The following is a 24,692-nucleotide window of genomic DNA, read 5'->3' as shown; positions in this document are numbered from 1 at the left end:
TATATTCCTTTGTATTTTTTATTAGCGACACGAAAAGTGCAGTTATATTTTTAAAAATTTTATCGATGAATATCGTAATCTAAGTCTTTCGCTTCATCGCCAGTCATGCCACGGAATCCCCAACAATGAGCAGGTTGTTCTTTAATCGTGATTTCTATATCTAATGCATTTAATTTTGCTTTATATTCCAATTCACTAAATAACATTTTAATTAAACGTTTTTGGGTTTCTTCAGTACGCCCTTGCATTAAATTAATTTCAATCGCAATAAAACGTTCAGTTCGGTTAATCGGTAAATAGAAATCCTCTTTTTCTAAGCCTACAAATCTTAAAGTGTGTTTTCTAGGAGGAATACCTAAGCCAATATATAAGCAATGAAAAATAGCATCTGCAATCTGTTTTCGGTAAGGTGCAAGTGATTCTTTTAAACCATAAACAGTAATCATAATGTCTCCTTACGAGCTAATAGCCATTCAATGGATTGTTGAAGTAGTTTTGAACCTTGTACGGTTAAAATACTTTCGGGGTGAAATTGAAAAGCACAAATTGGTAAAGTTTGATGGCGAATTGCCATGACAATACCGTTATAATTGGCATTCACAATTAACTCCTGTGGTAATTCTGTCCCCATTAATGAATGATAACGAGCCACGGGCATTGGATTTTGTAATCCTTCAAACATGGCTTGGTTATCATGAGCAATTTTTGAAATTTTGCCATGCAACACTTCACCCGCATGAATCACTTTCCCGCCGAAAGCTTGAATTAATGCTTGATGACCTAAACAAATACCGATAATCGGACATTTATTTTTTAAACGCTCAATTAATGGTAATAAAATACCCGCTTCTTCAGGTGTTCCAGGGCCTGGAGATAAAGCAAGAATAGTCTCAGGCAGTTCTAATGCTGTTTTGACTAATTGCTCTAAATTACAGTCATTTCGATAAACTTTGACCTCATGACCTAATATGCGGAATTGATCCACAAGGTTATAGGTGAAAGAGTCAAAGTTATCTAAAAATAAAATGTTAGCCATACTCTTTCTCCTTATTTAGCTTGTGTATTAATTTGAGATATTGCGGTAAGCACTGCCGCTGCTTTATGACGAGTTTCATCAGCTTCCATTTGTGGATCAGAATCTAATACTTCACCACAACCAGCTTGAATATAGGCAATACCATTTTGAACAAAGGCTGAACGGATAACGATACAAGTATCAAAACTCCCATCAGACGTGATATAACCCACCGCACCACCATAACTATGGCGTTTTTGTTGTTCAAACTGATAGATTAATTGCATCGCTTTAATTTTAGGGGCACCAGTTAATGTACCCATATTCATACAAGCTTGGTAAGCATGTAATGCATCAAATTCTGGACGTAATTTACCTACTACACGAGACACTAAATGCATAATGTGAGAATAGCGATCTACTTGCATTAATTGGGCAACTTTTCGAGTGCCCGTTTCACAAACCCTTGCGATATCATTACGAGCTAAATCTACTAACATCAAATGTTCTGCTTGTTCTTTTTGATCTAAGCGTAATTCTAATTCTAGGCGTACATCTAGCTCTGGATCAATATTACCATGAGCATCAAAGCCTCGAGGACGAGAACCCGCAATAGGATAAATTTCTAATTGTCTTGTTTTAGCTTCGTATTTCAATGCACTTTCAGGTGATGCACCAAATAAAGTGAATTCATCATCTTGCATATAAAACATATAAGGGCTGGGATTGTTATGTTTAAGTTTATCGTAGCTAGCAAGAGGGTTTGGACAAGCTAAAGAAAAACGACGGGAAGGCACAATTTGGAATACATCACCCGCATTAATATGATGTTTTAATGCTTTTATAATATCAATAAATTGTGGATCTTCTGCGTTTGTCGAAATTTCATTACTTGCAGGTTTAATGGGAAGTACAGTATCAATATTTTTTAATTTTTGGCTAATTGAAAGTGCTATCTTAGCAACTTCTACCTGTTCCTCTTGAGCAAAACAGAAACTTTTTAATGTGGCTTGTTGCGTTTGGTGATTGATGCTAATTAAGTGTTCGGCTAGATAGAAACTATAGTCAGGGCAGTTAATACCATCTGATTTTAGTTCAATATCTTGCATTGGAATAAAATTAGCTATTAAATCATAAGTAAATAAACCGCCTAAAAAGATAGGTGAAGTGCTTAATTGATAGGTATTATTAATTACACGCAATCCATCGAAAATGGTGGCAGATTGTAATTTGCTATCTTCATCTAATTGGTTATTTAAAGGTGCAAAATCTGCAAAAATTTCTCTAGAATTGACCGCACTTGTAGAGCTGATTTCTTGTAATTTGGGTAAAATTGCTTGGAGAACTTGCTCACCGTTTTTATTTAATGCGGTAAAGCAAACACGATTGGAAAAACAAGTGATTTTTACCGCAGTATTGACAAGTAAGAGGCTTTGTAAACTATTTTTACTACCAATTTCGGCTGAGTCTAATAATAATGTATTGTTATGTGGACATAAGGTGTTAAAAATAGCGGTAGTGTCTGCATAATAAGTCACAGGTTGTGTGGTGACTGAAATAAAAGGGGTATTTATCATAATAAATCCTTTGAAAACTTTTGAACTATTAAACTAGTGCAAGTATGTTTTGTCAAGCAGTTATTTTAGATAAATAATATTTTTTAGTAGTTTGCTTAAGGTTCATATTTAAATAAATGCGGTAGGTTTTTGATAGATTTTTTAAAAGCCTGTATGATAATGCTTATCACAGTCTTAATTGATAACAAGGAGATAAAAAGTGTGGTCTGAAATTTTTGTTGGTTATGGTATTTTCATATTAGAAATTCTTACTATTTTATTGATAACCGCAGGTATTATTGTGGCAATCGTTACTTTTAAACAAAATAAAAATGCTCAGTCAGGTGAGTTACAATTAACAGATTTAACTAAGACTTATCAAGATAACTCGAAAAAATTACGTCATTTTCGTTTAACTGAAGACGAATTGAAAGAAGTTGAAAAAGCACAGAAAAAGGCAGATAAAGTGCAAGCTAAAGAAGAAAAAGCAAAACGCAAAAAAGGTGAAGTCGCAAAAGAAATCAAGCCATGCCTCTATGTATTAGATTTTAAAGGTGATATTCATGCTTCTGAAACGAATGCATTAAGAGAAGAAATTAGTGCTATTTTAGAAGTAGCTAAGCCTGAGCAAGATGAGGTGTTATTGCGTTTAGAAAGCCCTGGTGGTGTAGTGCATGGTTATGGGCTTGCTGCATCACAATTAGCACGCTTAAAACAACAGGGTATTAAATTAACAGTAGCGGTAGATAAAGTAGCTGCCAGTGGTGGTTATATGATGGCTTGTGTGGCAGATAAAATTATTTCAGCTCCCTTTGCAATTATTGGTTCTGTTGGGGTAGTGGCTCAAGTGCCCAATCTTCATCGCTTATTAAAGAAACATGATGTGGATGTGGATGTGATGACCGCTGGTGAATATAAACGTACAGTAACACTATTGGGTGAAAACACTGAGAAAGGAAAACAAAAATTCCAACAAGAATTGGAAGAAACTCATGGTTTATTTAAACAATTTGTCGCTAAAAATCGTCCTCAATTAGATGTAGAAAAAATTGCTACTGGTGAACATTGGTTTGGTCAACAAGCATTAGAATTAAAATTAGTAGATGAAATTGCTACAAGCGATGATTTGATTTTAGAATCAATTAAGCAAAAAGATGTTATCTCAGTAAAATATCAAATTAAGAAATCATTGATGCAAAAATTTGGTAAACAGGCAGAAGAGAGTACTCATAATATGTTGTTAAATTGGCTAAAAAAAGATAAAAAAATGTTTATTTAATGTTCTTTGCATTAATTTACATTAATTGACTTTTATAGATAAAAATAAAAATTAATTTAATCTTAAGAACTATTTTTCCATTTACTTTCAAGGTATTTACATTTAGTATAGCCAATGGAATTTATAGATGATTTTATAATATATATGGGGTTATTTAGAATCGTATATAATATGTATAGTTTAGCAATAATCTTATAAGATTATTAATTAAAAAGGTAAACCTAATGAAATTATCACGTCTTTTATTATCTGCTGTAGCAGCCGCAACTTTAGCCGCTTGTGGCAACTTAAGTGATGTTACAGATGAAGGTACATCTGACAATTTAGTATGGCCAAAAGTTGATCAATCAACTTTTAATCATGATGGTAGCCAATTTGGTTCATGGCCAAACTGGGATAACGTTCGTATGATCGAACGTGGTATGAATAAAGATCAAATTCGTCATTTAATTGGTAATCCGCAATTTTCTGAAGGCCTATATGGCGTTAGAGAATTTGACTACGTATTTAACTATCGTGAAAACGGTGTTCATAAAATTTGTCAATATAAAGTATTATTTGATAAAAATATGAATGCTCAGAGCTTCTTCTGGTATCCAAATGGCTGTAATGGAAACTCATCATTTAATTTAAGTGGCGATTTCTTATTTGATTTTGATAAAGATACTTTAACTGCTAAGGGTAAAGGCGTTGTTGATAATGTGGCTAGTCAATTAAAATCAACTGGTGCTAAAAATGTTAAAGTTGCAGGTTTTACAGATCGCCTTGGTTCTGATAAATATAATTTAGATTTGTCACAACGCCGTGCGGATCGTGTTAAAGCTAGATTAATTGAACAAGGTGTTGTATCACAAATTGATGCCGTTGGTTATGGTAAAGCTCAACAAGTTAAAGCTTGTAATGACGTCCCAGCAGGTAAAGAATTACAAGATTGTTTACGTCCTAATCGTCGTGTAGAAATTAGTGCTTCAGGTACAGTTTTAAAACAAGCTGAAAGTGGTGCAAAAGCAGGTACAACAGGTCCAGCTCCTCTTTATCAAAAATAGTAATTAACTAAAAGTTTAAAAGGCTAGAGTTTGATCTAGCCTTTTTTATTGTTTGAAAAATGGAAATAGGGAAGTATAAATAATAGAATTTTATTTTAATCAGTTGGTTAGTCTTCTAATTGTTTAATTATCTGTTGATTTATTTCTAATAAGGAACTTAGTTTTTTATCTGCTAATGACCAACGAGGATCATTGGGTCCTATAATACCAGGCACAACAATACATTTCATTGATGCCGCCTTTACTGAGATCATGCCAACGATAGAATCTTCAATACCAATACATTCATAGCAATCAACACCTAAAACTTTAGCTGCATTCAACCAAACCTCTGGATGTGGTTTATTGTAGGATAGTTCTGTTGCTGAAGATAAATAAGTAAAATATTGATCTATTCCACAGCTTTTAGTAATTCCCTCTAATAAACTTCTCGGAGATGCAGAGGCAATTGCCATCTTATAGCCCAGTGCGGTTAACTTTTCTAAAGTTTCTTTGACACCTGAGATAAGAGGTTTTTTCTCTAAAATTAAATTAATTGCACGTTGATTGAATCTATTAGCCATTTCATCAATGGGTAATGGAGATAAATGGTATTTTTCATACAATAATGTGGTGACACCTTTAGCAGGAATCCCCGTTAAAGCCATCATATCTTCCCATGTTACGGGAATTCCATAAGTGTTAAAAGTCTCTATCCCCGCTTGTTTCCATAATGGTTCAGAATCAATTAACACGCCATCCATATCAAATATGATTGCTTTTATTGTCATTATTTTTCCTCTGACATTAAAAAATTAAGTAATTTTTGCGTTAAAGTAATGTAATGTCCTTTAAATCTATGGCTAAAGTTAATTAAATAATAGAGTTGATAGAGTGGTTTACGCTCTCTATATCCCTCCATATCTAAAGGGTAGGTTTCATTATATTTATCATAGAAGGTCTGAGGGAATGGTTCGAATATTTCAGTAAAGGCTAAGTCACATTCACGGTCTCCCCAATAGCAAGCAGGATCATAAATATAAATTTCTCCGTTTACCTCGCCGCAGTTTTCAATCCATAAGTTACCATGTAACAAGGATGGCTGTGGTTTATGCTTAGCAAGACGGTTAGCCGCCATTTTTACAATGCTAGGAATATCACCGAATTCAATCCCTTTTTCTTTACAGATCTGCAATTGCCAGCCAATACGTTGATCAGAAAAAAAAGTTGCCCAATTAGTTTTCCAGTCATTTGGTTGATATAAAGGACCTAACCAAGTATCAAAATCTAAGCCAAAGCTTTCACTGGTGTGTTGAGCATGAAGTTTAGCTAATTTAACGCCGAATTCGCCCATACCTGCATCCGTAATAGGTGCTAAGGGTAATGCTTCTAGTAAGATAAAACTATGGTTTTGCGAACATCCTATTCCATAAACTTGAGGCACAGGAACCGTTTTTGTACGAGCAAGTAATTGAAGTTGATCAGCTTCACTACGGAACATAGAGCGATAAGATTTTTCATCCATTTTGACAAAGACTGGTTGAACGCCATCGCTAATAAGCCAGGCTTCATGTACTTCACCAGTATGAATTTTTTCTTTATCTTTGATGTTATAATAAGCACCAAATTGTTCTGCTAGCGTTTGAGAAATGGATTTCCACATACTTTCCCCCTAAATTCAACGACATTTAAGATTGTACTAATCATAGACAAAAATTCTCAGATAATCTGTGATAAAGTTCAAGTTTTTTAAAGTTATTGAATTAAAAAATAATAATGATAGAAAATGATGTTCTTTCTTATATTTTTAGATTTGTTTCATCCTTGCATCGATTGATTTTTATTCTATAAAGCAGCATTACAAGTAGTAAAATTCGTGATAAAATAACCGCACTTTTACTGTACATGGTAGGTACAAAGCAAAAGTGCGGTGCGTTTTGCGCCTTTTTTATTTACTCATTAAGCACACGTCATCTTTCGTATGGATGACCACTGTATAAGGATTCAACATGCCAATTATTACTTTACCTGACGGTTCACAACGTCAATTCGATAATCCCATTTCTGTTTTTGAAGTCGCTCAATCTATAGGTTCAGGACTTGCCAAAGCGACAATTGCTGGTCGTGTTAATGGCGAACGCCACGATGCTAGCGATATTATCACCGAAGACAGTACACTTGAAATCATCACCGCAAAAGATGAAGACGGTTTAGAGATTATCCGCCATTCCTGCGCGCACTTGCTTGGTCACGCAATCAAACAATTATTCCCAGATGTGAAAATGGCGATCGGTCCAACCATCGAAAACGGTTTCTATTATGATGTGGATTTAGATCGTTCTTTGACGCAAGAAGACATTGACGCATTAGAAAAACGCATGCTGGAACTGGCAAAAACGAATTATGACGTAGTGAAAAAACGTGTAACTTGGCAACAAGCACGTGATACCTTTGAAAAACGCGGTGAGCCGTACAAAATGGCGATCTTAGATGAAAATATTTCAAAAGATGATCACCCAGCGTTATATCATCACCAAGAATATATTGATATGTGCCGCGGTCCGCATGTACCAAATATGCGTTTCTGCCACCATTTCAAACTAATGAAAATTGCAGGCGCATACTGGCGTGGTAATAGTGATAATAAAATGTTACAACGTATTTATGGTACGGCTTGGGCAGACAAAAAACAATTAAGCGAATATTTAACTCGTTTAGAAGAAGCCGCAAAACGCGATCATCGTAAAATTGGTAAAGCCTTAGATTTATATCATATGCAAGAAGAAGCACCTGGAATGGTGTTCTGGCACAATGATGGTTGGACTATTTTCCGCGAATTAGAAACGTTCGTACGTACCAAATTAAAACAATATGATTACCAAGAAGTGAAGGGTCCGTTTATGATGGATCGCGTACTTTGGGAGCGTACTGGACACTGGCAAAATTACGGTGATTTAATGTTCACCACTCAATCAGAAAATCGTGAATATGCGATTAAACCTATGAACTGTCCTGGTCACGTACAAATCTTTAACCAAGGTTTGAAATCTTACCGTGACTTGCCAATTCGTATGGCGGAATTTGGTTCGTGCCACCGTAACGAACCATCAGGCTCATTACATGGCTTAATGCGTGTGCGTGGTTTTACTCAAGATGATGCGCATATTTTCTGTACTGAAGACCAAATTGAAAGTGAAGTGACTTCATGTATTAAAATGGTTTACGATATGTATACTACATTTGGTTTCACTAAAATCGCAGTGAAATTATCTACTCGCCCAGAAAAACGTATTGGTGCAGAAGAAATGTGGGATCGTGCTGAACAAGGTTTAGCTAATGCATTGGCGCATAATGGCTTAGAATATGAAATTCAAGAAGGTGAAGGCGCATTCTATGGTCCGAAAATTGAATTCGCATTACGTGATTGTTTAGATCGTGAATGGCAATGTGGTACGATTCAATTAGACTTTGCACTACCAGGACGTTTAAACGCCTCTTATGTGGCAGAAGATAATGATCGTCGTACACCAGTTATGATTCACCGTGCAATTCTTGGTTCAATTGAACGTTTCATCGGTATTATTACTGAAGAATATGCAGGTTTCTTCCCTGCATGGTTAGCACCAGTGCAGGCTGTGGTCATGAATATAACTGATAGCCAAGCGGATTATGTGAAACAAGTGACTAAAGCATTATCAGATGCTGGATTACGTGTGAAATCAGATTTACGTAATGAAAAAGTAGGCTTCAAAATTCGTGAACATACCTTACGCCGTGTGCCATACATGCTAGTTTGCGGTGATAAAGAAATTGAGGCTGGAAAAGTAGCAGTACGTACTCGTAAAGGCACGGATTTAGGCACTTATAAAGTGGAAGAATTTGTGGAAATTCTTAAAAAACAAGTAATAGCAAGAGAATTAGCATTGCTTGGAGATGCGTAATTTATAGTAAAAGCATGGTTAAAAGAAAAGACGAACATTATGTTCGTCTTTTTTATATGAATGACATTTGCAACTATACAATTAAATAGTTAATAAACAAGTTTGATGATATGTAGATTGTTGTTTAACAAAAGCTAGATAAAAATAGCTTTTATCATAATCATTCAATTCAAATGAATTATCGACCTCGTAAAAAGAAAGAAACAACAGCAATTACGATTACGGCACCTAATATAGAGGGAATTAATGCCATACCAGCAAGAGAAGGCCCCCAACTTCCAAATAAAGATTGACCTACACTTGAACCGATTAAACCAGCAAATATATTTGCAATCCAGCCCATTGAGCCACCTTTATTAGTTAACATTCCTGCAATTACACCAATTAATGCACCAACAATGATTGACCATAACATATGAATACCTCTCTTTTTGTGAATAAAAATAATAAAGATTCGTCTATCTTATATATTGTTATAGTACATATTTAGATCAAATTGCAAGTATTTGTTAAAAAAATGTTACGGTAGAATTTACTTATTAAGCATCTTTTGTTGGTAAAATAGATTATACAAATCGGCATTATTTGAAACTATTAAGCTTTAATGCACAGAAATTTAATCAGAAATCTACCGCACTTTTTCCTTTTTATCTTTGTAATGGAGGTAATCCATTTAGAATCTGATTAGCATTTTCTGCACTTAATTCATAGTGGTAATATTTTTTATAGAATTGCTGCGTTTTTTTCACCATATCTACATCTTCAAATTTTTCTGGATAAAAAGTTTTTGCAGCCCATAATACTTGTAGTGCCTCTTCTGCAGAGTAGCGATCCCAAGGAAATGTGCCTAATGGGTTAATTAACACTTTGCCATTTTTAACCGCATTAATATTTTGCCATGTTGGATCGGATTTAATGGTTTCCACGGCTTTATCTGCATTAATACTTCCAATGATGATAATGTCTGGATTCGCTTTTAAAATATCTTCTAAAGTGATATCAATAAGGTTAGCCTGCTCCTCAAAGGCATTTTTAGCACCAGCTAAATGAATCCACTCACCCACAATAGACATACCACCATCAATTTTAGTGAGGTTGGTTCCATTAGAAATATGTAATACTTTAGGACGTTGTTCATCTCTAATATTTTTTAAACGATTTCTTACCAATTGAATATTACCTTCGAGTTCTTTAATATATTCATCGGCAATTTTATGCGCATTACCACCAATCACATCGGCGGTGACTTTCACTGTGTTTTTAAGCCCTTCAAAATCTTGAAACATCACTAATATACCCGTCATACCAGCTTGTTTTACTTGGTTTAATAAACTTTTATTAGAAACTAAAACTACATCAGGTTTTTGTGCTAATAATGATTCTGCATTGCTATCATTACCTAAGGCTAGAGTAGGTACATTTTTAATATTTGGATAGATTTCAGCAAACCAGGCATTAGTTTTAATCGGTTTCACTGTGCCGACTAATTTATCTGCACCACCAAGTAATAAAACTACTTGGTTATTAGCAGGCCATAGATCAATAATGCGATTAACTTGTTCTGCCACTTCTACAGGATTATTTTCGATATCTTGTACTGTACGAGCTTGTGCTAAAGGGATAATAAAATTCGAAAATAATAATATACTTAGTATGTGTTTAAATGTTTTGTGAATCATGGTTATTCCTTATTAAAGTTTTGCAATTGTACAAACGTTACGTTGTAATTCTTTTACGGGGAATAAACGTAAATTTGCTTGATCATAAAGTTGAGTGAGATTCGATTGAGTAATGATTTCTGGGGTTTCTCCAACTAGTAATTTGCCCTCATGGGTTAAAAGTGCGGTCAAACTTTGATTAATTTCTTTTTGTAGCAGAATAGGATGTTCGGGATTATGAGTTGTCATAATTACGGAGAATGATTGTTCCACTAATTCTTTTATGAGTTTTAATACTCGAAATACATTTCCGTAGTCTAGTGCAGAAGTGGGTTCGTCAAATAGAATTAATTGTGGTTGTTGAACGAGCACTTTGGCAATGTTTACCATTTGTTTTTGTCCACCACTAAGTTGCATATAAATCTTATCGCAGAGATGAGAAATATCTAATATTGCTAAAGCTTTTTCTACATAGTAATAATCTTCTTCCTTCGGCTTATCAAACATATTTAAATGGCTTGCTCGCCCTAGAACTACGTAATCCTTTACTGTATATTGATAAGTTTGTGGTGACTGTTGTGAAATATAAGCAACTTGCTGTGCAATTTGTTTTGAACTGAGCTGTTTAATGTCTTTTTCTTTGAGGAATACTTTACCTTGATGAGGCGTAATTAATCCTGAAATACAATTTAATAAGGTTGATTTACCTGCACCGTTTGCACCTAATAAAGTGAGTAGTTGTCCTTGTTTTAAGGTTAAATTTACATCATTAAGAATGATCCGTTCACCTCGTCGAAAAGTAAGATTTTCAATTTTTAACATAGTCATTTCTTAATCCACCACTTTTTGACGAATCAGTATCCACGCAAAGAAAGGCGCACCAATCAGACCTGTGAGAATACCTAAGGGAATTTCTTGCACGTAGAGATTACGAGCAAGGGTATCAATAACTAATAAGAAGATTGAACCGATTAATGCAGCTATTGGTAATGTTTGCAAATTGTTGTCACCGATAAACATTCGAGCTAAATGAGGGATAATCAAACCAATCCAGCCAATTGTTCCACTTAAACAAACCGATGATGCCGTTAATAATGTGGAACATGCAATCATTACATTACGTTCTAATTTAATATTGACACCAATCAGTTTCGCTTCTTGTTCTCCTAAGGAGAGCAAATTGATACGCCAACGCATCGCAAAAAGTGCAACCCCAGAAATAATAATGATAGGGGAAAGATAAAGAAGGTTGGTATAGTTAGATTTTGTTAAGCTTCCTAATTGCCAATAAACAATATCAGCCAGTTGAGTTTCAGGATCTGCCATATAGGTAATCAATCCCATGCAGGCTCCCATAAAGCCTGAAACAATGACACCAGCTAAAACTAAAATGATGGCAGAATCTTTTTTCATAATTTGTGGAACCGCTAATGTTAGAATGACTGCAATAATTCCACCAATGAAGGCGGCTACCTGAATTCCCCAAATATTCCAACTCCAAATTATTGCTAATGCTGCGCCAATACAAGCACCGCTGGAAACACCTAACATTCCAGGTGAAACTAAAGGATTACGAAAAACACCTTGAAATGTTGTACCAGCAATTGCCATGGAGGCACCAATCAAAATAGCTGCAATAACACGGGGTAAACGCAAGTTAAAAATAACGTTTTGTTGAATTTCATCGCCACCTTGTAAGGTGAGAATTTTCCAAACTTGCTCGATTGGAATTGCAAAACGTCCAAAAGAAAGGGATAAAAGTGCGGTAAAAATTAATAAAATTATAAAACTGATAACAGTGATTGAATAATTTTTCATAAGTTCGTTGGATATTCAAAATATATTTTATTATATGACGAAATTTTCTCCTTTCAATAATATTTTATATAAATAACTATATAGCGTTATACGAAAAGCTTTTTTCTAAATTATAATTTTTAGGCATAACTACTGTATATTTTTATTGACGAGTTTGTGGTTTACTTAATGCTATACTTGTAATCATAAAACTCACTATTTTTATCCAACAGTTGAAAAATACAGAATATTGGAAAAAATATCACTATATATAAATAATAACTATATGAATTACTTTTGGTTATTGCATAACATTATGGTATAGAGTAAAATCTCGACGTTTATGTTTAATTTACTCATGTAGTAAAGACAAATGTTAGTTTAATCAATAGAGGAATATCGCTATTAAAACCGTAAAAAAAGCACCAGCAATCGCTCGTCCTCATCGTATTAATGATGAGATTAAAGTGAAAGAAGTTCGTTTAACTGATCAAGAAGGCGAACAAGTAGGTATCGTATCAATTCAGCAAGCATTAGAATTAGCTGAACAGGCTAATTTAGATTTAGTTGAAATTAGTCCAAATGCAGAACCACCAGTGTGTCGCATTATGAACTATGGTAAATTCCTTTATGAAAAAGCGAAAACTGCAAAAGAGCAGAAGAAAAAGCAAAAAGTAGTACAAGTGAAGGAAATTAAATTCCGTCCAGGTACTGATGAAGGAGACTATCAAGTTAAACTTCGTAGCATTGTTCGATTCTTGGAAGATGGCGATAAAGTAAAAATTACAGTCCGTTTCCGTGGTCGTGAGATGGCTCATCAAGATATCGGTTTTGACGTATTAGAACGAGTTAAACAAGACACAGATGAGTTAGCAATGGTAGAATCAGCACCAGGTAAACTTGAAGGGCGCCAAGCTGTTATGGTTATTGCACCTAAGAAAAAGTAATTTTATTTAATCAGTTTATCTAATTTATTAGGGTGTGTTATATACGCCCTTTTTATATTATTAAAAGGCGTATTTTACTTGCATAACAATCAAAACATGGGTAAAATTGTCCAGTTTTCTTATGCGATCCTTCAAATAAGAAAGAAAAACCAATTTCAGGCACACTACGCAGCCTGAATGGTTTAAATAGCGATACACATCGCTTAAGTGTAGAGAGTCGGTGCTTTTCCAAGTAATTCAGCAATGAATTCGCCTGACAATCAGTGTTTAACAAAACAATGCGGAGTTATTTCAACAATGCCTAAAATTAAAACAGTACGTGGTGCTGCTAAGCGTTTCAAAAAAACAGCTTCTGGCGGTTTCAAACGTAAACAATCTCACTTACGTCATATTTTGACTAAGAAAACCACTAAACGTAAACGTCATCTACGTCATAAATCAATGGTTGCGAAAGCAGACAATGTTTTAGTAGTAGCATGCTTACCATACGTATAAGCAAAGCGTACTTTAGTGAATTTTAGTTAATTATATACATAGGAGATTAAATAATGGCTCGTGTAAAACGTGGTGTTATTGCAAGAGCACGCCATAAGAAAGTTCTTAAGGCTGCTAAAGGTTATTATGGTGCGCGTTCACGTGTTTATCGCGTTGCGTTCCAAGCAGTGATTAAAGCTGGTCAATATGCTTACCGTGACCGTCGTCAACGTAAACGTCAATTCCGTCAATTATGGATTGCTCGTATCAATGCGGCAGCTCGTCAAAACGGTTTATCTTACAGTAAATTCATCAACGGCTTGAAAAAAGCTTCAGTTGAAATCGATCGTAAGATTCTTGCTGACATCGCTGTATTCGACAAAGTTGCTTTTGCGGCTTTAGTTGAAAAAGCAAAATCTGCTCTTTAATTTAAAGAATAGAGATTAGGACGCCAAATGGCGTCCTTTTTTCGTTTAATTAAAATAGAAAAATAATTAATTTTGCATAAAAAAACCGCTATCAATTTGATAGCGGTGAATCTCAAAATTATAAAGATTTTAAAAAAGACGACTGCATTGCAGTGCACTAGCATTTAATAAGACTTAAAGAATTTGAAAAAGTTCATTAAATATTAAAAAACTAAATAAAATTTAAGAAATTTTTAATTTGTTTTTCTATACCATCAGAATTTAATTCTAATTCTGCTAAAACCTCTTGTTGGGTGCCTTGAGAAATAAATTGATCTGGCAAACCTAAATGCAATACATTGACTTTATGTTGCTGAATATTCAAAATTTCAGATACCGCACTACCAGCCCCTCCTTGAATTGCATTTTCTTCTAAAGTTACTAATGTATCATGGGTCTGAGCAAGCTCGCTAATTCTCGTGGTATCTAATGGTTTTACAAAGCGCATGTCAACAACCGTAGCGTTCAATTTTTCTGCCACAGCTAAAGCATCTGGTAATAATGTACCAAAATTAAGAATAGCGATCTTTTTACCTTCACGAATAGTCTTAGATTTACCAATTTCTAATTCATGTAATGGTTCTAATTCAACACCAATAGCATTGCCTCGTGGATAACGCACTGCAGCAGGTTTACCACAATGATAACCAGTATGAAGCATTAAGCGACATTCATTTTCATCACTTGGTGTCATAATAACTAAATTAGGGATGCAACGCATGAAACTGATATCAAATGCACCTTGGTGTGTTGGACCATCAGCACCAACTATTCCAGCACGATCAATAGCAAACAACACTGGTAGATTTTGAATAGCTACATCATGAATGACTTGGTCATAGGCTCGTTGTAAGAATGTAGAATAAATAGCAACGACAGGTTTATAACCGCCGATGGCTAAACCTGCGGCTAATGTCACAGCATGCTGTTCAGCAATAGCAACATCAAAATATTGTTCAGGAAAACGATTTGAGAATTCTACCATACCAGAGCCTTCTCTCATCGCAGGGGTGATTGCCATTAATTTAGGATCATGTTCTGCGGTTTCACATAACCATTGACCAAACACTTGTGAATAGGTTGGTTTTGTATTAGATTTGGGTAGTTCACCTGTATGATAGTCAAACTTAGGAACGCCATGAAAACCAATAGGATCCTGTTCTGCGGGTTGGTATCCCTTACCTTTTTTAGTACGAATATGTAAGAATTGTGGGCCTTTTAAAGTTCTCATATTGCCTAATGTAGCAATAAGTTCTTCAATATTATGCCCATCAATTGGACCAATATAATTAAAGCCTAATTCTTCAAATAATGTACTAACAGGTGAAATAACTCCTTTTACGTGTTCTTCAGTTTTTTTCATGAAATTCTTAATTGGGGGAATATTATCAAGAATTTTTTTACTTCCATCACGTAAGCTAGAATAAAGCGTACCAGAAAAAATACGAGCAAGATGATTATTTAAGGCACCTACATTTTCAGAAATAGACATTTCATTATCATTTAAGATAACTAACATATCTGTATGCAATGCGCCAGCATGATTCATTGCCTCAAAGGCCATACCTGCTGTAATTGCACCATCGCCAATCACACACACAGTTTTTCGACCTGCATTTTCTTTTTCTGCAGCAATTGCAATACCTAATCCAGCACTGATTGATGTAGAAGAGTGACCTACACTTAATACATCAAATTCACTTTCCTCACGCCATGGGAAGGGATGAATCCCATTTTTTTGTCGAATTGTTGACATACGATCTCGACGACCTGTGAGGATTTTATGCGGATAAGCTTGGTGTCCTACATCCCATATCAGTTGATCAAAGGGTGTTTTAAAAACGTAATGTAAGGCAACAGTAAGTTCCACTGTTCCTAAACCAGAGGCCAAATGACCACTTGTTTGACTAACGCTTTCTAATAAATATTCACGTAACTCATTACAGACTTGAGGCAGTTGCTCTTTATTTAAAAGACGCAAATCATCTGGAGAATTAATTAAGGATAAAAGTGGATAATTTTGCATTTGTTAGTCAGTCCCACAAATTAACTTTGTCTATTAATAATAAATTCGGCTAGTGCTCGAAGTGCGGTTGTATCAAAAGGTAAATTTTCTAAAGTTCCCACCGCTGTTTGATAAAGCTCTTGAGCTTTTTGTTTTGCTCCTGCTAAGCCTAATAATTTTGGATAAGTACTTTTATCTGATTCTAGATCGGAACCTACATTTTTACCAATAGTAAGTTGATCGCCTTCAATATCTAAAATATCGTCTTGTACTTGAAAAGCTAAACCTATTGCGGCTGCATAACGCATTAACTGTTGTTCCAATGCTTTATTTTCAAAATGTGGCGAACAAATAAATCCCATAATTAATGCAGCAGAAAGTAAAGCACCTGTTTTATTTTGATGAATCAATTCTAATTCAGCTAATTGGATTTGTTTATGTTCTGAGATTAGATCTAGGCTTTGACCTAAACACATGCCAAAAACGCCTGAATGATGGCTCAACACTTGTACTAAACGTAATCGTTGTTCAGTGGAAAGTGCGGTAGCATTTGTGATAATTTCAAAAGCAAGAGCTTGTAACGCATCGCCAGCTAAAATAGCCGTCGCATGATCAAAAGCAATATGACAAGTTGGCTGGCCCCGACGCAATGTATCGTTATCCATTGCAGGTAAATCATCATGAATCAATGAATATGCATGAATAGCTTCAATAGCCGCCGCTGCATAATCAAGTTGGGCCATATCCGCACCAAGCATACGTCCTGTTGCATAGACTAAAAAAGGACGAATACGTTTTCCTCCTAACAATAATCCATATTTCATGGCATCAGCGAGAGGAGATGAATGACTATCAATATGTTGAAATTGATTAGTTAAAAATTGATTAACTCGATGTTGTGTTTGTTGTAAATCATCAGCAAATTGATACATTATAGACTCACTTATTCATCGCTAGCTTGATATTCCTCTAATTTAGCAGAGGTATTTTTTTCTAGCAAAATTTGAATACGTTGTTCGGCTTGCTGCAAACGTTGTTGCCCTAATTTAGCTAGATTGATGCCACTTTCAAATTGCTGTAAGGCTTCTTCAAGGGGTAAATCGCCACCTTCTAAACGAGTAACAATGGTTTCTAATTGTGTTAGTACTGTTTCAAAGTCTAAACTTGAATCTTGTTTGGGCTTACGAGCCATAATATTATCCTTTGGGTGATAATTTTGATTTTGTATTGTACTGCATTTTTAATCAGATGTTAAAAAAATAAAATCCCTAAAATCAATTCTTTAGGGATTTCAATAAGAGTCTGTATAATTAGAAACGGTATTCTATTTTAAATCCAACCTCATGTGTATAGTTTTTCGGTTCAGAAAGTGCGAATTGTTCTCCTGTATCTTCATCAATTTCAGTGACAGAATCAGATTTAAAGACTTTCCAACCACGATAGAATGGACCCACAGCTAACGTAGTATTATTAGCAAATTTTTTTGCAAGTAATAATTCTACCTCAATACCTTTACCATTATGTTGATGATTAAGAATTGTAGAATCAATGTAGGAATATTGTTTGCCTTGTAATAATTGATGATAGCTGATTTTAGGTGAGAACATATAGTTTTCGGAAAATGGAATATTTAACCCTAAGCCTAAATGAGCATATACAATTTCATTTTTACGATCGTAATCGTCAGTAGCCACTTTACTACTTAAATCACGTAATACACGATATCCAATACCAGGCTCAACAAACATTTCTGTCGCTGAATTAAATGGATTCCAACGATATTGATATAAGGCTCTGATATCATATACTTTACGAGGAAGATTTTTATTAACTACAGAACCATAATTTCCTTCTTGTTCTGCACCTGTATAAGTAATTTTCCCTTTAGAAAAACGCCCCTCTACTTTAACTGCATGATGTTCATTGAATAGATAGGCAGCTGAACCAGTGAGAGACCAAAGATTTCCACGTTGTTGCATAAAACGTTGACCATCTTGATATTCACGATAGGTTTCTTTATAGAACTCACTTCCTATAGCAAATTCCACTGGCATTGCTATAACATTTTGTGTACATAAAAAGGATGAAATGGCGAGAGTCATAACATATTTTTTCATTTTTTTTCCTTACAAATTTATGAGAAATTTCTGCTTCAGCAGATGAATAAAGTCTAAATACCCTTATTCACAGTGTTAGTATAAAATATTATTTTTCTTAGAAAAATAGGAAATATACAGATCTGAGCAGTACAGTTGATGATGATTGGGTATCCTTAAAAAATTTGTTATAATAATACGTTTCCTATAACTGATATAACTGATAACTATGAAATTTGTAATTAAACTATTTCCTGAAATTATGATTAAAAGCGAAAGTGTACGTAAACGCTTCGTGAAAATTTTAACGGGTAATATTCGTAATGTATTAAATAAGTATGATGATAGCGTTGCGGTGGTCCGCCATTGGGATTACATCGAAGTGCGGTCAAAAAATGAAGAAAATCGTGAGATGTTGATTGACTTGCTAGGTCGTATTCCTGGTATTCATCATTTTTTAGAAGTAGAAGAGAAACCTTTTACTACAATGCATGATATTTTTGAACAAACTTTAGCAGATGTGGGATCTTCCTTAGTAAATAAAACTTTCTGTGTTCGTGTACGTCGTAAGGGTAAACATGAATTTAGCTCATTGGATGTGGAACGTTATGTAGGTGGTGGTTTAAATCAACATATTGAATCAGCTAAAGTTAAATTAAGCCATCCTGACGTCACCGTGCGTATTGATATTGAGAACGATCACATGATGCTTGTTAAAGCACGTCATGATGGCATAGGTGGTTATCCGATTGGTACCCAAGAAGATGTTTTATCACTTATTTCAGGTGGTTTCGACTCGGGGGTTTCAAGCTATATGTTTATTCGCCGTGGTTCTCGAGTACATTACTGTTTCTTTAATCTTGGTGGTGCTGCTCACGAAATTGGTGTGAAGCAAATGGCTTATCATATTTGGAATCGTTATAGTGGATCACATAAAGTTCGTTTTATTGCAATTAACTTTGAAGACGTCGTAGGCGAAATTCTAGAGAAAGTGGATAATGGTCAAATGGGCGTTGTGCTAAAACGTATGATGGTGCGTGCAGCAAGCCGTGTAGCAGAACGTTTTGGTATTCAAGCCATTGTGACAGGGGAGGCTTTAGGACAAGTTTCAAGCCAAACATTGACCAATTTACGCTTAATTGATGAAGCCGCTAGTGCATTGGTGTTACGTCCATTAATTACCCATGACAAAGAGACAATTATCGCCATGGCGAAACAAATTGGTACAGAAGATATTGCTAAATCGATGCCTGAATTCTGTGGTGTCATTTCAAAAAATCCTACCGTAAAAGCAATTAAAGAAAAAATTGAAAAAGAAGAAATAAACTTCAATTTTCATGTATTAGATAGTGCGGTAGACAATGCGCAATATTTAGATATTCGTCAGATTGCTGAACAAACAGAAAAAGAGATTGTTGAAATAGATACAGTTTCCGTACTTACGCTAAATGATATTATTCTTGATATTCGTAGCCCTGAAGAACATGATGAACGTCCATTTAGCTTAGAAGGATATGAGGTTAAACATTTACCATTCTATAAATTGTCCTCTCAATTTAGTACATTACCACAAGATAAAACTTATGCGTTATATTGTGAAAGAGGCGTGATGAGCAAGTTACAAGCACTTTATCTCAAAGAAAATGGTTTTACTAATGTAAAAGTGTTTGCTCATAAAAAATAACCCAAAGCATAGTAGAAGTGCGGTTTATTTGTAATAATTTTATGCAAACCAACCGCACTTTTTGTTTGTGCGATCAACAAATTTGATGAGCCTTCGTACAATTTAAATTTTTCTATAAAAAATATTTGATCTGATAAATAAAAATTGCATCTAATCAATGCAATTGCTGAAATTTTTTGTTATTGTTAATCTCGGTTTAATTTAGAAGGAATAATAATGAATACTGTTTTATTAAAACTTAAACCTATTACAGCTGTTTTTTTGGCGCTTATTGCAGTTGCTATTCTTGGTTTTACGATGATTTTTCTTGGCTGGGTACCACAAATTTCTATTCTTTTAGTGGTTATTACATTATTAATGTTTGGACTTGTGAATAAAGTTCCTTTTGTCAAAATGCAAGAAGGTATGGCGAAAGGGCTGATGTCTGGTATTGGTGCGATTTATCTATTATTTTTTATTGGATTATTAGTTTCAGCTTTAATGTTGTCAGGTGCTATCCCAACTTTAATGTATTATGGTTTAAGCGGTATTTCTCCTAATCTTTTCTATATTTCAGCCTTTGTATTATCTTCTATTTTTGGTGTGTCATTAGGAAGTAGCTTAACGACCAGTGCGACAGTCGGGGTTGCATTTATGGGCATGGCTTCTGCGTTTGGTGCTAATCCTGCGATTGTAGCCGGGGCAGTAGTTTCAGGGGCATTCTTTGCGGATAAAACTTCTCCGCTTTCAGATACCACCACTATTGCGGCATCTATTGTGGGTATTGATATGTTTTCACATATTCGTAATATGATGTATACCACAGTGCCAGCCTGGATTCTCACTGTAATCTTATTATGGTTCTTTACTGAACCGGCAACAGCAAACGACTTTGCAAATATTGAAGAATTGAAAACAAAATTAGTTTCTACAGGTTTAGTACACTGGTATGCATTATTGCCTTTTATGGCACTCATTGTAATGGCAATTAAACGTGTCAATGCGATTTATATCATTGTGACTACAATCGTTTTATCACTTATTGTGACCTATATTCATAGCTCACCTACATTAGAAGAATTAGGTGGATATTTCTTCTCAGGTTATAAACCTGCTGAAAGCCTTAATTTAGGCGAAGTGGCATCACTTATTTCACGTGGTGGAATTAATAGTATGTTCTTTACTATTAGTATTGTGGTATTAGCTTTAAGCTTAGGTGGGTTGTTACAAGTATTAGGTATCTTGCCTGCATTACTTGCGGGGATAAATCGCTTCTTAACTACAACTGGGCGTGTAACTTTTGTAGTGGCAAGTACTGCGGTTGGAGTCAATTTTTTAGTTGGGGAACAATATCTCAGTCTATTATTATCTGGTAATGCATTCAAACCTGTTTATGATCGTTTAGGTTTAGCGCCTAAAAATCTATCTCGTACATTAGAAGATGCGGGTACTGTGATTAATCCATTAGTTCCTTGGAGTGTCTGTGGTGTATTTGTTAGCAGTGTATTGGGTATTCCAGTATTAGATTATGTACCTTATGCGTTTTTCTGTTATCTTTGCTTAATTCTTACATTACTGTTTGGGTTTACAGGGGTTACGATCAGTAAAGCTAAAAAATAAGCTAATAAAAAACCGCTTTAAATAAGCGGTTTTTTTACTAAAACTGAATATATAGTGAGAGTAGAATTTTACAGAAAACTACCGCACTTTAAAGATTACTATAAATTAAGAAGCGTTTTTGCCTTTTCAACGCCTAAACGAGGGCTGGTTAAAACAGACTTTCTAATTAGCGTTAATTGAGGTTCTAAAACAGCCATGCTCCCCTGAGCTAACACTATCACATCGACTTGTTCTTGAATTTGTTCTAGTTTTTCTAAAATATATTGATTATGTTCTTCAGGACCTTTTTTCATCAAAATATCCAATACACCATCAATTAAACAAGGAATAATTTCTACTTGCTTTTGTTGTTTATGTGCCTCTTTTTCAATAAGTTGGCAACTTGGCTCCATTGTTGATGCCACAGTACCAACAACGGCAATGCGTTGACCTAAGCCAATTGCTTTTTCTGCCATAGCTTGATCTATACGCAGAACTGGAACATTAACAGATTTTGCTGCAATTTCAGCGGCTTCTCCAACAGAAGAACATTGATTAAAAATTAAATTTGCACCGCACTTTTCTGCATTTTTAAAATATTCAACCATACGGCTGACAATATTAGGAGTAATATGACCAACAGTTTTTACTTCTTCCAATAAACTATCATCAACAATATTATGCACTTTAACATCAGGCATAATCTCATGGAAAAGTGCATTTAAATCTTTATGGCTCACAAGACTGGTATGCACAATAAATACTTTTTTAGTCATAAATTCTCCTTAGATCTTATGAGGTTAATTCCCCAATTAGCTCATCAATTGCTTGGCATAGCAAAATTCGATCATGGCGATATGATACATCATCTGCATTTAATCGTCTTGCCATTATTGTGATGCCTAAGTTATCGCAATTGTGAGAAAATTTAGGATCCGTAATAACACCATGAATAATTTTTTTACCAACAGTTTTATTTATCCAACGAATTCGTTCATCTAAACTAAGATTTGCGGCTGCACTTTTTTCATGTCCAAGATTATCAATAAAAATAATTTTAGCTTTTGTTGTTCGAAGAGTAGCCTTTATTTCCTTAAGTAATAATGCTGGCATAATACTTGTTAAAAAGCTACCTGGACCTAATAAAATAATATCTGCTTTTTCTAGAGCCAATACTGATTCAGGTGTCGCAATCACATTAGGTTCTAAATAAAGTGATACTGGTGGTTCAGGTAATCTATCAATTTCAACTTCCCCAATAATACGCTCACCATTTTTTAACACTGCGGCTAAATCTACAGGAATATCAGACATTGGAATAATTGAAGATTTAACTCGTAAGAAGTTTTTAATTAGATTAACGGCTTCCGTTGGTCTAATTTCCATATTGGCGAGAGCAGTCAAAATCAAGTTACCTAAATTGTGACCAGCTAAATCTCCAGTTCCTGTGAAACGATATTCAAATACAGCAGATGCAGTGGTGGGTTTGGCAATAATTTGGCTTAAACAATTGCGTAAATCTCCCCAAGCAATGCCTCCTTGTTGTAAGCGAATACGTCCAGTTGACCCTCCATTATCAGTTGTAGTCACAATGCCAGATAAGTTTTCTTTCATAAAACTTAAAGAAGACATGACACGTCCAAGTCCATGGCCACCACCAATTGCCACAATATGCTTTGATTCATTCAAATATTGATGTGTATAAGTTGGCTCCATCATTGTAAATATTCCTTATTATTTCTTATCTATACAATAATATTCATTTTTTTGATTATGGCAACGTAAAAAATAGACATGCAAAATGATTGTAAGTGACTATTATAATAAATAATTCTTTTGTTTTACATTTGTCATATGAATAAGTTTGAAATTTACACATGCGCTATATAATATATTATATAATTGATTTTAAACAATTTTTTGTTTTTTATATCTAGATCAAAGTATCTTAATGTATTACACTTGTATCCATCTTGTGAGTCATTTTAAAATGATTCAAATTTTGATTATACCGAGCTTGTTTACCTACGTTTTTTAGAAAATAGGGTAGCAATGCCAGCAATAGCAGTTCATGTTGCTCAGGGATAAGATTGGAAACGATTTATCCTCTCATTTTTAGTAAAGGTATTAAATGAACACAATTCCTATCAAAAATGTTGGAAGCGAACGCTTAGTCGATGCATTCCAACGTGAATACTATTATTTGCGATTGTCGATAACAGACGTTTGCAATTTCCGTTGTACTTACTGTTTGCCTAATGGCTATCATCCTCCTGCTCATAGAGAAAGTTTCTTGACTGTTGATGAAATTCGCCGAATCACCACTGCTTTTGCTGCAATGGGAACTGAAAAAGTTCGTATTACAGGAGGAGAACCCACTTTACGTAAAGATTTTCTAGCCATAGCTGAAACTATTAGCCAGATAGAGAATATTAAAAAAGTAGCGTTAACCACTAATGGCTATCGCATGGCTAAAGAGGTAGATGACTGGCAAAAAGCAGGTATTACTTCAATTAATGTGAGTGTGGATAGCCTTGATCCAAGGATGTTTCATAGTATTACGGGCGAAAATAAATTTCATGATGTGATGCAGGGTATTGATCGTGCTTTTGAAATTGGTTATTCAAAAGTAAAAGTCAATTCGGTATTAATGCGTGATTTAAATGATAAAGAATTTTCTCAATTTGTTGCTTGGGTAAAAGATAAACCAATTCAAATGCGTTTTATTGAATTAATGCAAACGGGTGAAATGGATAGTTTCTTTGATAAATATCATTTATCAGGCCAAGTGTTAGCCGATAAATTAATTAGAGATGGTTGGCAATTGCAACAAAAAGAACGTTCAGATGGGCCAGCAAAGGTTTTTAGCCATCCTGATTATATCGGAGAGATTGGTCTGATCATGCCTTATGAAAAGAATTTCTGTGCGAGTTGTAATCGGTTAAGAGTTTCTGCAAAAGGTAAGCTTCACTTATGCTTGTTTGGTGAGGAAGGTATTGAACTGAGAGATTTATTATCCTCAGATGAGCAGCAAGTGATTCTACAATCACGCTTATATGCCGCTTTACAAAGCAAGCGAGAACATCATTTCCTACACGAAGGAAATGCAGGTATTCGTACAAATTTAGCAACAATTGGTGGTTAAAAATTTTTTAAATTTTTACCGCACT

General features: G+C 34.7%; 24 protein-coding genes and 1 riboswitch. Of the genes, 9 read left to right on the top strand and 15 right to left on the bottom strand.

Annotated elements, in window-relative coordinates:
- Positions 1 to 59: 59 nt before the first annotated feature.
- The 3 genes from BN1226_RS10110 to trpE are packed head-to-tail and all read right to left on the bottom strand — an operon-like array spanning position 60 to position 2,592.
- Complete coding sequence (locus tag BN1226_RS10110; protein ID WP_044471093.1) at positions 60 to 446, bottom strand: tautomerase family protein; 387 nt, start codon at positions 444 to 446, stop codon at positions 60 to 62.
- Positions 443 to 1,036: an aminodeoxychorismate/anthranilate synthase component II gene (locus BN1226_RS10105; protein ID WP_044471092.1), complete on the bottom strand. Its 594-nt coding sequence runs from the start codon at positions 1,034 to 1,036 to the stop codon at positions 443 to 445. Before BN1226_RS10105 ends, BN1226_RS10110 begins: the two co-directional genes overlap by 4 nt.
- Before the next feature lie 11 nt (positions 1,037 to 1,047).
- Positions 1,048 to 2,592, bottom strand: coding sequence for an anthranilate synthase component I (gene trpE / locus BN1226_RS10100; RefSeq protein WP_044471091.1), 1,545 nt, complete (start codon positions 2,590 to 2,592; stop codon positions 1,048 to 1,050).
- 199 nt (positions 2,593 to 2,791) lie between these two features.
- Between trpE and sohB the strand changes: the two genes are divergently transcribed.
- Together sohB and BN1226_RS10090 are read left to right on the top strand one after the other, a co-directional pair.
- On the top strand, positions 2,792 to 3,850 hold the full coding sequence (sohB, locus tag BN1226_RS10095; RefSeq protein WP_044471090.1) for a protease SohB: 1,059 nt from the start codon (positions 2,792 to 2,794) through the stop codon (positions 3,848 to 3,850).
- A 224-nt stretch (positions 3,851 to 4,074) separates the two neighbouring features.
- Positions 4,075 to 4,896: an OmpA family protein gene (locus BN1226_RS10090; RefSeq protein ID WP_044471089.1), complete on the top strand. Its 822-nt coding sequence runs from the start codon at positions 4,075 to 4,077 to the stop codon at positions 4,894 to 4,896.
- 107 nt (positions 4,897 to 5,003) lie between these two features.
- Here the strand turns inward: BN1226_RS10090 and hxpB are convergent, their stop codons facing one another.
- Both hxpB and BN1226_RS10080 read right to left on the bottom strand, forming a co-directional pair.
- A complete protein-coding gene (hxpB, locus tag BN1226_RS10085) occupies positions 5,004 to 5,666 on the bottom strand; it encodes a hexitol phosphatase HxpB (RefSeq protein WP_044471088.1) in 663 nt (220 codons plus the stop codon).
- Complete coding sequence (locus BN1226_RS10080; protein ID WP_044471087.1) at positions 5,666 to 6,538, bottom strand: fructosamine kinase family protein; 873 nt, start codon at positions 6,536 to 6,538, stop codon at positions 5,666 to 5,668. The genes hxpB and BN1226_RS10080 overlap by 1 nt, the downstream gene beginning before the upstream one ends.
- A gap of 346 nt (positions 6,539 to 6,884) precedes the next feature.
- Between BN1226_RS10080 and thrS the strand changes: the two genes are divergently transcribed.
- A complete protein-coding gene (gene thrS, locus BN1226_RS10075) occupies positions 6,885 to 8,816 on the top strand; it encodes a threonine--tRNA ligase (protein WP_044471086.1) in 1,932 nt (643 codons plus the stop codon).
- Positions 8,817 to 8,994: 178 nt separating this feature from the next.
- Here thrS and BN1226_RS10070 read toward each other — a convergent pair whose 3' ends face one another.
- From BN1226_RS10070 to BN1226_RS10055, 4 genes are all read right to left on the bottom strand, one after another.
- A complete protein-coding gene (locus BN1226_RS10070) occupies positions 8,995 to 9,231 on the bottom strand; it encodes a GlsB/YeaQ/YmgE family stress response membrane protein (protein WP_005759252.1) in 237 nt (78 codons plus the stop codon).
- Positions 9,232 to 9,463: 232 nt separating this feature from the next.
- The gene (locus tag BN1226_RS10065) at positions 9,464 to 10,495 is read right to left on the bottom strand and encodes an ABC transporter substrate-binding protein (RefSeq protein ID WP_052506699.1); all 1,032 of its coding nucleotides are present in this window, start codon (positions 10,493 to 10,495) and stop codon (positions 9,464 to 9,466) included.
- Between the two features lie 12 nt (positions 10,496 to 10,507).
- Positions 10,508 to 11,296 (bottom strand): ABC transporter ATP-binding protein, encoded by a 789-nt coding sequence (locus tag BN1226_RS10060; protein WP_044471085.1) that lies wholly within the window; start codon positions 11,294 to 11,296, stop codon positions 10,508 to 10,510.
- 9 nt (positions 11,297 to 11,305) lie between these two features.
- Positions 11,306 to 12,292, bottom strand: coding sequence for a FecCD family ABC transporter permease (locus tag BN1226_RS10055; protein ID WP_044471084.1), 987 nt, complete (start codon positions 12,290 to 12,292; stop codon positions 11,306 to 11,308).
- Positions 12,293 to 12,669: 377 nt separating this feature from the next.
- On the opposite strand from BN1226_RS10055, the gene infC reads away from it, so the two are divergent.
- The 3 genes from infC (at position 12,670) to rplT (ending at position 14,120) form a co-directional block, all read left to right on the top strand.
- Positions 12,670 to 13,218, top strand: a complete 549-nt coding sequence (gene infC / locus BN1226_RS10050) for a translation initiation factor IF-3 (RefSeq protein ID WP_430017817.1) — start codon at positions 12,670 to 12,672, stop codon at positions 13,216 to 13,218.
- Between the two features lie 297 nt (positions 13,219 to 13,515).
- The gene (rpmI, locus tag BN1226_RS10045; protein ID WP_005759171.1) at positions 13,516 to 13,713 is read left to right on the top strand and encodes a 50S ribosomal protein L35; all 198 of its coding nucleotides are present in this window, start codon (positions 13,516 to 13,518) and stop codon (positions 13,711 to 13,713) included.
- A 53-nt stretch (positions 13,714 to 13,766) separates the two neighbouring features.
- Complete coding sequence (rplT, locus tag BN1226_RS10040; protein WP_005596075.1) at positions 13,767 to 14,120, top strand: 50S ribosomal protein L20; 354 nt, start codon at positions 13,767 to 13,769, stop codon at positions 14,118 to 14,120.
- 211 nt (positions 14,121 to 14,331) lie between these two features.
- Here the strand turns inward: rplT and dxs are convergent, their stop codons facing one another.
- The 4 genes from dxs to BN1226_RS10020 form a co-directional block, all read right to left on the bottom strand.
- Positions 14,332 to 16,185, bottom strand: coding sequence for a 1-deoxy-D-xylulose-5-phosphate synthase (gene dxs / locus BN1226_RS10035; RefSeq protein WP_044471083.1), 1,854 nt, complete (start codon positions 16,183 to 16,185; stop codon positions 14,332 to 14,334).
- Positions 16,186 to 16,205: 20 nt separating this feature from the next.
- The gene (ispA, locus tag BN1226_RS10030) at positions 16,206 to 17,096 is read right to left on the bottom strand and encodes a (2E,6E)-farnesyl diphosphate synthase (RefSeq protein ID WP_044471082.1); all 891 of its coding nucleotides are present in this window, start codon (positions 17,094 to 17,096) and stop codon (positions 16,206 to 16,208) included.
- A gap of 11 nt (positions 17,097 to 17,107) precedes the next feature.
- The gene (xseB, locus tag BN1226_RS10025) at positions 17,108 to 17,356 is read right to left on the bottom strand and encodes an exodeoxyribonuclease VII small subunit (protein WP_044471081.1); all 249 of its coding nucleotides are present in this window, start codon (positions 17,354 to 17,356) and stop codon (positions 17,108 to 17,110) included.
- Positions 17,357 to 17,474: 118 nt separating this feature from the next.
- On the bottom strand, positions 17,475 to 18,281 hold the full coding sequence (locus BN1226_RS10020) for a hypothetical protein (protein WP_044471080.1): 807 nt from the start codon (positions 18,279 to 18,281) through the stop codon (positions 17,475 to 17,477).
- 208 nt (positions 18,282 to 18,489) lie between these two features.
- Here BN1226_RS10020 and thiI point away from each other — a divergent pair, with 208 nt between their 5' ends.
- Together thiI and nhaC are read left to right on the top strand one after the other, a co-directional pair.
- Entirely contained in the window at positions 18,490 to 19,944 is a 1,455-nt protein-coding gene (gene thiI / locus BN1226_RS10015; RefSeq protein ID WP_044471079.1) for a tRNA uracil 4-sulfurtransferase ThiI, read from the top strand.
- Between the two features lie 216 nt (positions 19,945 to 20,160).
- Positions 20,161 to 21,543, top strand: a complete 1,383-nt coding sequence (gene nhaC, locus BN1226_RS10010) for a Na+/H+ antiporter NhaC (protein ID WP_044471078.1) — start codon at positions 20,161 to 20,163, stop codon at positions 21,541 to 21,543.
- Positions 21,544 to 21,641: 98 nt separating this feature from the next.
- Here nhaC and BN1226_RS10005 read toward each other — a convergent pair whose 3' ends face one another.
- Both BN1226_RS10005 and BN1226_RS10000 read right to left on the bottom strand, forming a co-directional pair.
- On the bottom strand, positions 21,642 to 22,298 hold the full coding sequence (locus BN1226_RS10005; RefSeq protein ID WP_044471077.1) for an aspartate/glutamate racemase family protein: 657 nt from the start codon (positions 22,296 to 22,298) through the stop codon (positions 21,642 to 21,644).
- A 16-nt stretch (positions 22,299 to 22,314) separates the two neighbouring features.
- Positions 22,315 to 23,241 carry a gluconeogenesis factor YvcK family protein gene (locus BN1226_RS10000; RefSeq protein WP_044471076.1) on the bottom strand — a complete coding sequence of 309 codons (927 nt, stop codon included), beginning with the start codon at positions 23,239 to 23,241 and terminating at the stop codon, positions 22,315 to 22,317.
- Positions 23,242 to 23,519: 278 nt separating this feature from the next.
- Positions 23,520 to 23,665, top strand: a riboswitch (molybdenum cofactor riboswitch).
- Between BN1226_RS10000 and moaA the strand changes: the two genes are divergently transcribed.
- Positions 23,654 to 24,667: a GTP 3',8-cyclase MoaA gene (gene moaA / locus BN1226_RS09995; RefSeq protein WP_044471075.1), complete on the top strand. Its 1,014-nt coding sequence runs from the start codon at positions 23,654 to 23,656 to the stop codon at positions 24,665 to 24,667. Its footprint overlaps the riboswitch before it by 12 nt.
- Positions 24,668 to 24,692: the final 25 nt, after the last annotated feature.

It is taken from the genome of Mannheimia massilioguelmaensis, from assembly GCF_000940515.1.
GTDB classification, from domain to species: Bacteria; Pseudomonadota; Gammaproteobacteria; order Enterobacterales; family Pasteurellaceae; genus Basfia; species Basfia bettyae.
This window is presented reverse-complemented; position numbering and strand designations above follow the sequence as displayed.